We start from the raw sequence: 12,884 nt of genomic DNA, 5'->3' as shown, positions 1-12,884 counted from the left end.
GCTTGAAGCACGCCGCGCCATTCTCGTCGATACGGAGGAAACGACATGCCCAGCATCAAGTCCAAGATCTCGCCCTGCCTCTGGTTCGCCACCGAGGCCGAGGAGGCGGCCAGCTTCTATGTTTCGCTGCTTCCCGGTTCCCACATCGATCACGTCCAGAAGAATGTCGGCGATACGCCGGCCGGCAAGGACGGCACGGTCCTCGTGGTCGATTTCACGCTTGGCGGCCAGACCTTCCTGGCGCTGAACGCCGGTACGCGGATCGCGTTCAACCAGGCGATCTCGTTCTCGATCGACTGTGCCGATCAGGCCGAGGTCGATCAGGTCTGGGACAGGATACTGGCCGGCGGCGGTTCCGAGGTTCAATGCGGCTGGATCACCGACCGCTTCGGCGTTTCCTGGCAGGTCGTCCCGTCCGCGCTGCCTCGCTTGCTCGGTGACCCCGACAAGGTCAAGGCCGAGCGCGTCATGAAGGCGATGATGGAAATGATCAAGCTCGACGTGGCGGGCCTGCAGGCGGCCTATGACGGCGAGGTCGTCGCCTGATTGGCCCATCGTGCCGGCGATCCCGAACCGCACTCCGGTGCGGGGTCGAGGCGCTGGCATGCGCCACGGTTGGTTGCCTCATGCGGCCCGCGCGGGGCGGGCCGTTCTATTTCGCCTGATTTCAGCCGATCTTTGTGCTATGAGCCGACCAACATGTCTGGTCGGTTCTGATCGCGCCTTTGCGCGTCGCCGCTCTGTTGGATTTCAAGAATGGCAGCACCCCTTGCCGTGGCTCCGGCCGCGACCAAAGAAAAGCCTTCGCTCGTCGGTCTCTCGCGCGAAGGCATTGGCGAGCAACTCGCCGGCATCGGCATCGATCGCAAGCATATTCGCATGCGCACGGCGCAGATCTGGAACTGGATCTATGCCCGCGGCGTGACCGATTTTTCGGACATGCTCAATGTCTCGAAGGATATGCGCACCACGCTTTCCGATGCGTTCACGCTGAAGCGGCCGGAGATTGTGACCGAACAGGTCTCCGAGGACGGTACGCGCAAATGGCTATTGCGCTTTCCCGCGCGGGGCGCGGGTCGTCCGGTCGAAATCGAGACCGTCTATATTCCGGAAGTCGGCCGCGGCACGCTCTGCGTATCGAGCCAGGTCGGCTGCACGCTGACATGCTCCTTCTGTCATACCGGCACGCAGAAGATGGTGCGCAACCTGACGGCGGAAGAGATCGTCGGCCAGGTCCTGCTCGCGCGCGATCGGCTGGGCGATTTCCCCGACAAGTCGACCCCGGTCGGGGCTGCCGTTCCGTCCGAGGGCCGGCTCGTCTCCAATGTCGTCATGATGGGCATGGGCGAGCCGCTCTATAATTTCGAGAACGTGAAGGATGCGCTGCTCATTGCTTCGGATGGCGAAGGTCTCTCGCTCTCCAAGCGCCGCATCACGCTCTCGACGTCGGGCGTGGTTCCTATGATTCCGCGCGCCGGCGCCGAGATCGGCTCCATGCTGGCGATCTCGCTGCATGCTGTTCGCGATGATCTGCGCGACATGCTGGTGCCGCTCAACAAGAAGCACCCGATCGCCGAACTGCTCGAGGCCTGCCGCAATTATCCGGGGCTCTCGAATGCGCGCCGCATCACCTTCGAATATGTGATGCTGAAAGACGTCAATGACAGCCCCGCCGATGCGCGCGAACTGGTTCGCCTGCTGCGCGGCATTCCGGCCAAGATCAACCTGATCCCGTTCAATCCCTGGCCCGGCACCAACTATCAGTGCTCGGACTGGGAGACGATCGAGACCTTCGCCGACATCGTCAACCGCGCCGGCTATGCCTCGCCGATCCGTACGCCGCGCGGCCGCGATATCCTCGCCGCCTGCGGCCAGCTGAAGAGCGAGAGCGAGCGGATGCGCGTACGCGAGCGCATGGCGCTCACCTCCATGTTCCCGGACACGGCGGACTGAGTCGCATGGCCGCTTTTCTGCGGATCGTGTTCCTGATCCCGATCGGGCTTATCGCCGCGATCGTGACGGCAGTGGTCGTCTATCTTGCCGCCTTCGGGTTCGGTGGTACCGACCTCTGGGGCGGGCCGGAGAATGCCGTGCCGGTCATCATGGGGCCGGTGGTGATCCTGCTCGCCAATATCGCGCGCTACGCGCCGCTGCCGTTTCTGGCCGCGATCTTTCTTTCGGAAGTGTTGGCGATCCGTTCGCTGATCCTCTGGATGCTCTTCGGTGGCGCCCTCGGGCTCGGCCTGCACCTCTTCGGATTTCCCGGCAACTATGCGCTGCTTCCGCCGCTGGCGGCAGGCTTTGCCGCCGGTTTCGCTTATTGGCTGATCGCCGGTCGTGGCGCCGGATCGCTCCGGGGCGCTATTTCCCGTGTGCCAGAATAAGGCGCACGGCGAATGCGCCCATCACGCTGGCGAAGAGCCAGTCGACCGCGCGGGTCGCTCGCGGCGAGCCTTTCAGGAAATGCGCGATCGAGCCCGCGAACCAGATCATGACGAGGCTGATCGGGGTCGCCACGATCACGAAGAAGACGCCGAGGAACATGAGCTTTCCGGCAGCATGCGGATCGGCCGGCGAGACGAATTGCGGCAGGAACGTCAGGAAGAAGATGATCACCTTCGGGTTCAGCAGGTTGATCGCAAGCCCCTTCAGATAGACCTTGCCGATCGGATCGGCCGCCTGCTTGCCGCCGACCGAGAGCGCGGATCCGTGGCGAAGCGCCTGGGCCGCGAGATAGACCAGATAGAAGGCGCCGACGATCTTCAGGATCAGGAATGCGGTGGCCGATGCTGCCAGCAGCGCCGAGAGGCCCACCGCCACCAGCACCGTGTGGATGATCAGCCCGGTCGAGGTGCCACAGAACGCGGCCAGGCCCGCAAGCCGCGATTGCCCGATCGCCTTGCCGACGAACAGCGTCATATCTGGCCCCGGCGTCAAGGTCAGCGCGATGACCGCCGCCATATAGGCCAGCAATATGGACGTCTCGGGCACAAAGGCGAGCATGAGGGTCGGCTCCGGTTCAGCGTCCGGGGCTATAGCATGACGCCCTGACACGGAGACAGCAAAAGCGTTCCAAGGGTTCACCTGCTGGCCGCACGTTGCAAGCGCGCTCGTTTGGCTGCCGTCCTTCCTGCTATCCTGAAGTCGACGTTGTTTCTGGCCTTCTGTCATGCTGCTGCCATCTGGTCCCGCCATGTCGCGGGCACGGCGTCCTTGGCAAGGCCGTGATCCGACATGCCCTTTCTGGACCTCGAGGCGATGCATCTGCCGTCTTTCCGTTCGTTCAATGTCGGGCTGATGTCGCCTGCCGGACAATGGCCGCTGCTGATCGGGCTGTCGCTCGCGCTCGGCGCCATTCTGCTTACGAGCGGCGTGCCGGCTGCCCTGCTGCTCGGCCCGATGATCGCCGCGATCGCACTCGGCGTCAGTGGGGCGACCATCCGCGTTCCACGAGGACTTGCCTTCGGTGCCCAGGCGGTCGTCTCCATGCTGATTGCGCAGTCGATCACGCCGCGTACCGTCGCGGCCTTTCTGTCGGACTGGCCGCTCTTCCTCGGCATCGTGATCGCAACGATCGTTGCCAGCAGCGCGCTGGGCTGGGCGATGAGCCGCCGCCGCCTCCTGCCCGGCACGACGGCTGTCTGGGGCACCTCGCCCGGCGCCGCCTCGGCCATGGTGTTGATGGCGGAGGCGTTCGGCGCGGATGCGCGGCTCGTGGCGCTGATGCAATATATGCGCGTCGTCATGGTTGCGACGGCGGCCTCGCTGATCGCCAGCATCTGGGTCGATACGAGCGGCGTGCCGCGTCCGGTGGTGATCTGGTTTCCCCCGCTCGATTGGCTGCCGCTGATCGAGACGATGGCCGTGGCCGGAATCGGGACGGTCGTCGGCTATTATTCGCGCATTCCCTCCGGCGCGATGCTGGTGCCGATGGTGGCAGGGGCGGTGTTGAATTCAGGCGGCTGGATCACCATCACCCTGCCGGAATGGGTGCTCTCGGCAAGCTATGCGCTGATCGGCTGGCGCATCGGGCTCGGCTTCACGAGCGCCGTCCTGCATCATGCGGCACGTGTCCTGCCGCACATTGTCGCCTCGATCCTGCTTCTGATCGCCTTTTGCGGCTGCATGGCGTTCGTGCTCGTCCGCCTGCTCGGCGTCGATCCGCTGACAGCCTATCTCGCAACGAGCCCCGGCGGCATGGATTCGGTCGCCATCATCGCGGCGGCAACGCCGGTCGATATCGGCTTCGTCATGGCCCTCCAGACGGTCCGATTCTTCGTGATCGTCCTCGTCGGCCCCTCTGTCGCCCACTTCGTCGCCCGGCGGATGCAGGGGATGGTGCGCTGACCAACAGGTCCTGACGGAGTCCATTTTTCCGTCGACAGTTGCGCGCGTGTCCGCATTGTTCTGCCGCATCAATCGCTGCTCGTTGACGCCTTCCGAGCCTGATATCCTTGTGCTCAACAATTCGACTGGTATCGCACAGGCCCGTCACCACAAACTGGCGGCGGATTCGTCTGGTACATCTGCCGCTATCGGGTTGCAGATCCGGCGTGCAGATGATTGACGGCTGCACCCATTTGAGACCTTACTGCTCGGCTTGTTGCGACGCGCCCATCCACATCGTGATGGCCAGAGCCAGCACGATGTGGAACTAAGTCTATGGAACGATAATCGTGTCTATTTCTTTGAATGAGCCGTTTATACTCGGTTCCGAGCGCGATCTGATCGCAGAGGCTTTGGCCGGCGGGACCAGTGGCAATGGCGTTTTTACCAATCGTTGCCAAGATCATCTTCAGAAATCACTCGGCGTTCCGCGCGTTTTGCTGACGACGTCATGCACGTCGGCGCTCGAAATGGCTACGATACTGACGGGCGTGGGTCCGGGTGACGAAGTTATTTTGCCGTCATTCACGTTCTCCAGCACGGCCAACGCAGTCGTTCTTCGCAATGCCGTGCCGGTCTTTGTCGATATCCGACCTGACACGTTGAATATCGACGAGCGGCTCATCGAGGCTGCGATTACGCCGAAGACCAAGGCGATTATTGTTGTTCATTATGCGGGTGTTGCCTGCAATATGGATTCGATCTTGTCGCTTGCCGACAGGTATTCTCTGCCCGTCATCGAGGATGCCGCGCAAGCCTTTGGATCCAGCTACAAGGGCAGGCCACTCGGCACATTTGGTACCCTTGGCTGTCTCAGCTTTCATGAGACAAAGAACGTGATCTCTGGGGAAGGTGGCGCACTCATAGTCAATGACGAGTCATTGATCGATCGAGCGGAGATCATATGGGAAAAGGGTACCGATCGCCTTAAATTCAAGCGCGGTGTAGTCAGCAAATATGAGTGGGTTGACGTTGGATCATCATTCTTGCCCAACGAGATTACAGCCGCTTTTCTCTATGCGCAGCTGGAAGGGGCGCCAGCAATAACGTCACGCCGGCGGGCGATTTGGGATCGCTATCACGCCGGGCTAGCTGCGTTGGAACGCCAGGGCTTGCTGATGCGGCCGAGCGTGCCAATAGACTGCGAAGGGAATGGGCACATATACTTCATTCTGGCGCCCGACAGACAGACCAAGGAACGTTGGCTGAAGGTGTTCAGCGTTGCAGATGTTGGTGCTGTCAGTCACTACGTTCCGCTGCACAGTGCACCTGCAGGCCGTCGCTTTGGTATCACGCGGGGCAGCATGTCGATCACAGACGACACGTTCGATCGGCTTATTCGGCTGCCAATGCACGCGCGTCTGAGCGACGAGGAGGTTGATATCGTGCTCAGGATGATCGAGGAACTGGTTGGTCAGTCGGCGATCGCACTGCCCTAGTTCCCAATCATCACGGTGCTGCATTGGTGGCCACTTCGGCGCCCATAATAGCCGGGTGGTTTACCTCCGGGTCTAGTGTCGCCCTAGCTCCGCGAGCACGACGCCTCCGATGATCAATAGTGCTCCGACTATTTGCTGTATCGACACATGTTCCTTCAGGAAGAGCCACGAGAATAGCGGTATCAACACGTAGATCAGAGCCGTGAACGCAAACGCCCGGGAAAGCTCGACGCGCTCCAGCGCGTAGATCCATGCGATCATGGCCAATGCTGCCGATGCAAGGGAAAGAATGACCCAGGGATCAAGTAGCATGGATACAAGATAGGCGAGGCGCCCATGTTCTGTCGCCGTCGCCGAATGGGAAGTCGCTCGCCACTTCATGGCTAGGGTTCCCAAGAGCGAAAAGAACAGGTTGGCGGCGAGATAGATGTATCCAGTGGTGTTTGTCATCCAGCATCCAGATAAGCGGTAGCGTTATAGAGGTGCGTTCAGCTGAGCGAATGGCGACTATGAGTCCTGTCGGAGCGATAGTCGCCTGCGGCGGATTGGGATATCATAGGCGGGGCATCGTCAAGAACGGGATCTGAATGACGAAAAGAATTTGTATCAACCAATCCAACTACATTCCTTGGCGGGGCTTTTTCGATCTTATAAGTCGTTGCGACGAATATGTAATAGGTGATGGCGTACAATACACCCATAAGGACTGGCGGAACCGTAATCAGATCAAGACACGTGAGGGTCTCGCTTGGCTGATCATCCCCGTCCATAGTTCGGGGCGGTTGGCGGAGGCGCTGCGGATCGACAGGGTTAACGTGGTGGATGGCCGGTGGGCAGGAGCGCATTTGAAGAGTTTCCGCCATGCATATCGAAAGGCTCCGCATTTCGAGTCAATCATGCAATGGCTCGAGCCCCTCTATGAGGAAGTCGGCCGGGAAGAACGGCTGACCGTCATTAACGAACGGCTGCTTCGCGAGTTTTGCTCCTTCCTGCAAATCGGGACGTCATTTTCGCGAACGTCTCGCTATATCGACGACGAAGAGTGGGGCAACTCAGACCGCACCGACCGTATCATCGCTATCTGCAAGGCAGCAGGCGCAACCCACTACCTCTCCGGGCCGGCGGCTCGTGTCTATCTCGATGAGGCCGCCATGGCGAAGGCGGGTATCGCAGTCGAGTGGATGGACTATTCAGGATATAGCGCCTACCCGCAACTCTGGGGCGAATTTTTGCCTAACGTCTCGACGATCGACCTTCTGTTCTCTGTGGGCGCGGAAGCAACTGATTACATCGGGCCAAAGCCCCATCGATGAACAATGCCTGGGTAGATCCCTTCGTCAACAAGATCGCCATGCCGCCGTCGGGAGCTTAGTTTGAGGTGTAGACTCTTCTGACAGATTGATCTGAGTGCCCTTCGCCTCAGCATCAGGACTGAGTCCGCAAGAGGATTTGTTACCTCAAGCCGTCTGGGTTTCCAGCGCGATTGTTGTTGAACCGCGACGGGTTTGTCAGAGGCCCAGATCCAGAGAGGTCGGGGCTGTTACGAGCAAGACGACGAACACGTTCTCGCCGGTGGTGCGGGGGGCGCGGATGGTGCTGGACCAGGAGGCCGAGCATCCGTCGCGCCGGCAGGGATTGTCTCGATTGCGGCGAAGATCGGCTGTTCGACGCGCGCGCCGAACGAGTGGTCAAGAAGGCCGAGGTCAATGTCGGCAAGCGGGCCGGCGTGACGACGGATGTGTCCGACAACGCCCTGGCCGAGACGATCAATGGCCTCTACGAGGCCGAACTCATCCATCGCCGAGGCCCTTGGAGATTCTTCGAGGCTGTAGAGTTCGCGACACTCATTTGGGTCGACTGGTTCAACCATCGCCGGCTGCTGGAGCCTATCGGCAACATCCCACCAGCCGAAGCCGAGGAACACGATTGCCCTCTGCTCGATGAGGCGCGAATGGCGGCGTGACATAAACCAAATGGCCAAACCCAGCGCGGCTCGCTTCCCCGACGATTTGGGAATTCCGAGTCAACCAGACCGCGTCATGCTCTAGTCGGAGAAGAACGGAAGGCCAGGTTGGATCTGATCATCAAGCCGTATGGTAAGGAGGAACTCAAACGGCATATATGTATGATCGAGCTTGACCCTGTTGCTATGCTGCAACCCGATTTGGATCGCTTTGCCTGCGTCCATAAAATACAGATCATCGCGTCGGCGATTTGAGGTGGCGCTCAGGAAATCGACGAAGATCGATTGTCGTACAAGTGACGCGGCATGCCCGATAAGTGCCTCGATGAAGGAGATCGTTCCGGCGCCCCGCTGATGATTGCAGAGGCCTAACGAAATACATACGTCGAACGATTTCGGAGGGAGTTCAATCAGCGTTGCGTCGCCAACCAGAAAATCGGCAGCCGGGTCTTCTTCGAAGCGTTGACGGGCGATATCGACGAATTCAGTCATGAAGTCCACGCCCGTATAATGGCCTTTCCAGCCAACCCCCCGCAAATGCGACAGGAGATCACCGAAGCCACAGCCGAGATCCACTATCGTGTCCGGCCATTGGGAGCCAAGTGCCGCCGTAACCGCTTGGAACCGCACCGGCTGCGACGTCGCCCGCACGCCAAGCGACGCGGGATCGTCGCCGTGTTGGGAATAGAGAGATTGATAGGTTTGCAGTACACCTTCATTCACAGACGTCGCGGACATTCTTCTGGCTTCCCTGGATCCCAACTCTAGCTGACCCTATTGCGGGGTGTCAGCTTCGACTTCAACCGGAATTTGCATGTCCGCATGTCTCGTCACAGGCAATTCCGGTGTGGCGATGTCCGATCCATTCGAATCGACGACGGTGCGCACGATCGAAACAGGCCGCTTCTTCACCTCTTCGAATATGAACGCCAGATAGGCTGCGCACACCCCGATACTTATGAGAAGCAGCCCATTGAAGAAAGTAGTCAGCAGCGCCAGAGATGTCCATCCTGGCGTTTCCGTATCTACGACAATATATCCGATAATAACATATATAGAATATATTAGTGCCAAGCCGGCAGTTGCGAGGCCAGTCAACGTGATGAGAAGGGCCGGCTTTGATCCAAATATTATCAAGTATCTTATGAATATTTTGGCTCTTTGAATTGCGGAGTACCCAGAATAACCCTTATACTTTTTGTGTATTACGATCGGAACCTGCCGAAATCCGGTCAATGAAAATATTCCGGCCAGAGCAATTGTTCGCTCTTCGTACATTAATATAGAGTCAACATACCGCCTAGTCATCAATCTTATAGTCAATATATTGTCAGGTATATTGACGTCAGAGAGGGCGTTATATACCTTGTAGAACAATCCGCCGAAGAAGGTATGCTGCAACGTGCCGTTTCTTTGAAGTTGTACGCCATAGACCACGTCGACGGCTGGCACTTCCCTGCGCATAACCTCTATCATATCGATGAGGGCGGATGGAGGCTCCTCTAGGTCTGAATCGATCAGGAATATGAATTCGCCCTGTGCATATCTTAATCCTGCCAGAATAGCGGGTTCTTGACCAAAATTCCGTGACAGCTCCACAAGCCTCATGTCAGCATCACGTGAGATTGCCCGCTTGCATGCGACAATCGTGTCGTCGGTGCTTCCGTCGTCTACGATAATGATTTCTGATCTATCCGATATAAGATCAAGTGTTTCGCGCATTTCTTTCGCGAATGCCTCGATATAGCGCTCGGAATTATATGCTGTTGCTACGACGGATATTTTCGGTCTCGACATGGATCCCTCACCAGGACGCTCGCTGCTTGCTAGCCTGTCGGCCGCAGGCATCTGTAAATACGCGGAGCGTCTCAAATGTCCAACTGAGGCTGAAGAAGATGCGGCCACCGCAATGATGGTCGAGTTGTCGCCCTAAGAAGCGAATCTGAGGAGGTGGTTCATCCGGGACCAGGATGTGAGGTTGGGGTTGCGAGGCCAGGCAACCCTGACCGAAGTGCCCGAATGGGCGTCCGTAAGAATGCGCGGACCACCTTTCACGGTCGAGCCCTTCTGGTGAAGCGGATCGTTGAAAGCGGCTGGCAGGTTGCAGCCGCTGCCGAGGATGCCGGCGTGTCGGCCCGCACGGCCTGCAAATGGCTGGAGCGGTTCCGGGCGGGCGGCGAGCGGATGCTTCATGACAGGAACTCGGCGCCGTGCCTGACACCGCATGCGACCCCAGCCGTGACGATCGAGGCCGTCGAGGCGCTTCGCCACCGGCGCATGAGCGGCCCGCGCCATCGCTTGGTCCAAACGATACGGCGTCACCGTCGACCGCGTGATGTCCGACAACGGATCGCCTACAAGAGCCATGCCTTCCACAGGCTTCTCGCCGGCCCCAGCATCCGCCACATCCGCACCCGGCCCTACACGCTGCGTACCAACGGCAAGGCCGATCGCTTCATCCAGACCAGCTTGCGCGAATGGGCTTACGCCGCAACCTACCGATCCTCAACCGAACGAACAGAAGCCATGCCCCGCTGGTCGACGCCTGCAACATCCGAAGACGCCGCTCAGCTCTCAAAGGTATCCCGCCATTCCAACTCTGAACACCTTCTTGAAAACGACACCTAGCCGCCCCCCGTGGTCGCCTCCATCCACGAGCAACTCGATCGCTTGTGGCAATTGGCCGGGTGACATGATGGCAGTCCGTCCTTTGACGGTGAAGGGTGGACCGGCTACACCGACGGCCGAAACTACGTATCGGCAGAGCCCGCGGTGCAGCGAAGATGGTGAGCAAGCGGCCCAACTCGGCGCTGGGCTCTATTGGCCGCGGCAGCAGCGGATGAGGGGTTGATGCTCCTTTCGGGATCGAAGTCGACGACGCCTTGGGTGTGACGCTTGGCATTGGCGACAGAGTGGTTGCCAGTGCCGATGACCCCGCTGGGACATCAAGCGAAAGGTGGCTGCGGGTTTGTCGTGCTCACAGGCAGGCGTAGGCGGCCCCGTTAACGTCCCGGGAGTCGTAGCGTGCAATGCCAACTTGAGAAACTAACGTTCGGGACTCGGGTCATTTGACTATGGGCGCCGCATCATCGCCTTCCGCCGGCATACTTGCTGCCGCTCGACGACTGCCTCTATGCCTTGCAGGCGACGATCCCGCAGTTGGCGCGCTGCATTCGAAAGCTCAGGTGTCGTCGATATTCGCGTTTGGCCATCGGTCCTTCGGTCGGAGCTTCAACCGATTGGGAATCTCGGCCGATCCAGAAATGCAGTGAAACGATCGATCCGGGAGAGGGGGCTGGGAGCCGCCTTTGCGGTTCCGCTCAGGGTTTGCCGCGTGGGGCTCTCACTGCGTTGCTCGCCCACCCAGCACACATCGCGGTGCTCGATGGGGGAAGGAATACCTCAATGCAATTTTGCCACACGATCTAGAGGACTTGCTCGTGCGTTGCATTCGGGCTGGCGACCTTCGGCAATCTCGTGATCATTCCATAACATGACGATCGACAACATCTCGCCCAAGTTGGCATTTTCGATAGCGTTGACGTGGCTTTCAGCTGCGGTCCTACTTGTTATCTTCAGATTCGGAATATTTTTTGAGACAAACGATGATGTCGGCATGATGATGCTGGCTCACGGCTATGGGTTAACTTCTGTTCCCACGAGTCTTCTTCTGTATTCGAGTCGTTTACAGGGCGAATTTATACACATAACGTCATGGTTTGTTGGTAATTCTGGATATTCTGTATATCTGTTCATTTGCCTTGTATTAAGTGGCGCCCTAATCATTGTCGATCTAACCCGGTTGAGCGGGAATTTCCTCGGCAACCTTGCGGTGGTCTCTGCGCTTTGGATACGGCCGATATTCGCGCCGCAGTTCACGATCATCGCCTCGATGCTAATTGTTGCTGCACTGCTGACCTTGATGTGCGCTGCTCGTTTCAAATCCGCTGGGGAGTTCGTCTTGGCGGGGATTCTATTGGTTCTCGGGTTCTCGATGCGTCCCGATGCCGCCGCTTTCATCGTAATCATTGCGCTGCCCGTACTTGTGGCGTCGTCATCGATCCGATCATGGAGCTCAGGCGCCGCGATCGCTCTTAGTCTGATAGCTGTAGCTGCTGTCTGGTGGTATAATTGGTTGTCTTATGAGAGCCCGGAGTGGCATGCTTATAACGCCATGAATCTGCTACGGTTCTGGTTCACGGACTTTCGCTTGGATCTCGCCCTGGACAAAAATCCGAGTGCACTTGCGAGTGCAGGTTGGTCTGCCAATGACTTGGCGATGATCAGTCATTGGTGGTTCTTCGATCCTGATGTCTATTCTCCCGATAAGGTCCGCTCTGTTGTTCAGCAATTGGGAGCAACCAGAACGTTCTCTCCGGATCTGAGTTCACTAGGGAGTTGGCTTTCCCAGTTTGTTCTTCGCGATGTCATAACGGCTACAGCGATTGCAGCGCTCACCATTGTCCTCGTTGGCAGGTATCTTGGTGCGCCGATTTGCATGTCGATCATATTGTTTCTGGTTGTGACGATCGTGTTCACTCTATTGGGGCGTCTCAACGTTACCAGGGTGACGTATTCGGGGCTGGTCTGCATTTGTATGTTGCTGTTGACGAGGCGGCCGCTCGGGCGTTGGGCGGGGGGCGCGTTGATCATCACGAGCCTCGTCCTTGGCGCTCTGACAGTTCGCTATTACGTAAGTCGAGCAGATGCGTCGTCTATCTTGAATGAGCAGGCTCTGGAAGACGTCAGCCGATTGCCGCAGGGAGAACTGGTGCTCGAATGGGCCGGTAATCTGCCATACGAACAATTATATCCCGCCTTCCCGATTAAGGGACGGCCTTACCCTGTTCTCAATCTGTTCAGTCTGGGAGATGACCAACTGGCCCCACACTCCTATGTCGGAAGAAATATCGATGGTAGCAAGATACTAGCCAGATTGCGTTCTTCCGCCGGGCTTGGGATCATTGCCAATGATGAACTCCTGTCCATGCTCGGTGTTTATTGCCGCCAGCACTGGAACGGGAGTTTACGACAGATCGCTAATATGCCGATAGGTGCCGCCCGTTACTCCCGCGTCTCCTGCTTGTAGGGCGACC

At 58.5% G+C, this 12,884-nt stretch carries 11 protein-coding genes and 2 pseudogenes; 9 read left to right on the top strand and 4 right to left on the bottom strand.

Going from position 1 to position 12,884, the window contains the following annotated elements:
* Positions 1–45: 45 nt before the first annotated feature.
* The 3 genes from QO014_RS13280 to QO014_RS13270 all read left to right on the top strand — a co-directional run bounded on the left by QO014_RS13280 (position 46) and on the right by QO014_RS13270 (position 2,384).
* Complete coding sequence (locus QO014_RS13280) at positions 46–546, top strand: VOC family protein (protein ID WP_266349176.1); 501 nt, start codon at positions 46–48, stop codon at positions 544–546.
* A 210-nt stretch (positions 547–756) separates the two neighbouring features.
* Complete coding sequence (gene rlmN, locus QO014_RS13275; RefSeq protein ID WP_266349175.1) at positions 757–1,953, top strand: dual-specificity RNA methyltransferase RlmN; 1,197 nt, start codon at positions 757–759, stop codon at positions 1,951–1,953.
* A gap of 5 nt (positions 1,954–1,958) precedes the next feature.
* Positions 1,959–2,384, top strand: coding sequence for a hypothetical protein (locus QO014_RS13270; RefSeq protein WP_266349174.1), 426 nt, complete (start codon positions 1,959–1,961; stop codon positions 2,382–2,384).
* Here QO014_RS13270 and QO014_RS13265 read toward each other — a convergent pair.
* Entirely contained in the window at positions 2,362–3,003 is a 642-nt protein-coding gene (locus QO014_RS13265; RefSeq protein WP_266349173.1) for a LysE family translocator, read from the bottom strand. The genes QO014_RS13270 and QO014_RS13265 overlap by 23 nt on opposite strands.
* Positions 3,004–3,234: 231 nt before the next feature.
* Between QO014_RS13265 and QO014_RS13260 the strand changes: the two genes are divergently transcribed.
* Together QO014_RS13260 and rffA are read left to right on the top strand one after the other, a co-directional pair.
* Complete coding sequence (locus tag QO014_RS13260; RefSeq protein WP_266349172.1) at positions 3,235–4,347, top strand: AbrB family transcriptional regulator; 1,113 nt, start codon at positions 3,235–3,237, stop codon at positions 4,345–4,347.
* 329 nt (positions 4,348–4,676) lie between these two features.
* Positions 4,677–5,825 (top strand): dTDP-4-amino-4,6-dideoxygalactose transaminase, encoded by a 1,149-nt coding sequence (rffA, locus tag QO014_RS13255; protein WP_307258188.1) that lies wholly within the window; start codon positions 4,677–4,679, stop codon positions 5,823–5,825.
* 72 nt (positions 5,826–5,897) lie between these two features.
* On the opposite strand, the gene QO014_RS13250 is transcribed toward rffA, so the two are convergent.
* A complete protein-coding gene (locus QO014_RS13250) occupies positions 5,898–6,275 on the bottom strand; it encodes a DMT family transporter (protein WP_266349171.1) in 378 nt (125 codons plus the stop codon).
* 137 nt (positions 6,276–6,412) lie between these two features.
* On the opposite strand from QO014_RS13250, the gene QO014_RS13245 reads away from it, so the two are divergent.
* Together QO014_RS13245 and QO014_RS13240 are read left to right on the top strand one after the other, a co-directional pair.
* On the top strand, positions 6,413–7,138 hold the full coding sequence (locus QO014_RS13245) for a WbqC family protein (RefSeq protein ID WP_266349170.1): 726 nt from the start codon (positions 6,413–6,415) through the stop codon (positions 7,136–7,138).
* A 422-nt stretch (positions 7,139–7,560) separates the two neighbouring features.
* Positions 7,561–7,788, top strand: a pseudogene (locus QO014_RS13240) (IS3 family transposase); the annotation flags it as partial.
* 81 nt (positions 7,789–7,869) lie between these two features.
* On the opposite strand, the gene QO014_RS13235 reads toward QO014_RS13240, so the two are convergent.
* Both QO014_RS13235 and QO014_RS13230 read right to left on the bottom strand, forming a co-directional pair.
* Entirely contained in the window at positions 7,870–8,526 is a 657-nt protein-coding gene (locus QO014_RS13235; protein ID WP_266349169.1) for a class I SAM-dependent methyltransferase, read from the bottom strand.
* A 36-nt stretch (positions 8,527–8,562) separates the two neighbouring features.
* Positions 8,563–9,585 carry a glycosyltransferase family 2 protein gene (locus QO014_RS13230; RefSeq protein WP_266349168.1) on the bottom strand — a complete coding sequence of 341 codons (1,023 nt, stop codon included), beginning with the start codon at positions 9,583–9,585 and terminating at the stop codon, positions 8,563–8,565.
* Between the two features lie 222 nt (positions 9,586–9,807).
* Here QO014_RS13230 and QO014_RS13225 point away from each other — a divergent pair.
* Positions 9,808–10,391: pseudogene (locus QO014_RS13225) on the top strand (leucine zipper domain-containing protein).
* Between the two features lie 890 nt (positions 10,392–11,281).
* Positions 11,282–12,877, top strand: coding sequence for a hypothetical protein (locus QO014_RS13220; RefSeq protein ID WP_266349166.1), 1,596 nt, complete (start codon positions 11,282–11,284; stop codon positions 12,875–12,877).
* Positions 12,878–12,884 lie beyond the last annotated feature (7 nt).

The organism is Kaistia dalseonensis (genome assembly GCF_030814715.1).
Classification (GTDB): Bacteria; Pseudomonadota; Alphaproteobacteria; order Rhizobiales; family Kaistiaceae; genus Kaistia; species Kaistia dalseonensis.
This window is presented reverse-complemented; position numbering and strand designations above follow the sequence as displayed.

Excerpts from the sequence above, each read along its gene's own strand:
- QO014_RS13280 (WP_266349176.1), top strand. The coding sequence starts at position 46 with ATGCCCAGCATCAAGTCCAAGATCTCGCCCTGCCTCTGGTTCGCCACC.
- rlmN (WP_266349175.1), top strand. The coding sequence starts at position 757 with ATGGCAGCACCCCTTGCCGTGGCTCCGGCCGCGACCAAAGAAAAGCCT.
- QO014_RS13270 (WP_266349174.1), top strand. The coding sequence starts at position 1,959 with ATGGCCGCTTTTCTGCGGATCGTGTTCCTGATCCCGATCGGGCTTATC.
- QO014_RS13265 (WP_266349173.1), bottom strand. The coding sequence starts at position 3,003 with ATGCTCGCCTTTGTGCCCGAGACGTCCATATTGCTGGCCTATATGGCG.
- QO014_RS13260 (WP_266349172.1), top strand. The coding sequence starts at position 3,235 with ATGCCCTTTCTGGACCTCGAGGCGATGCATCTGCCGTCTTTCCGTTCG.
- QO014_RS13250 (WP_266349171.1), bottom strand. The coding sequence starts at position 6,275 with ATGACAAACACCACTGGATACATCTATCTCGCCGCCAACCTGTTCTTT.
- QO014_RS13245 (WP_266349170.1), top strand. The coding sequence starts at position 6,413 with ATGACGAAAAGAATTTGTATCAACCAATCCAACTACATTCCTTGGCGG.
- QO014_RS13235 (WP_266349169.1), bottom strand. The coding sequence starts at position 8,526 with ATGTCCGCGACGTCTGTGAATGAAGGTGTACTGCAAACCTATCAATCT.
- QO014_RS13230 (WP_266349168.1), bottom strand. The coding sequence starts at position 9,585 with ATGTCGAGACCGAAAATATCCGTCGTAGCAACAGCATATAATTCCGAG.
- QO014_RS13220 (WP_266349166.1), top strand. The coding sequence starts at position 11,282 with ATGACGATCGACAACATCTCGCCCAAGTTGGCATTTTCGATAGCGTTG.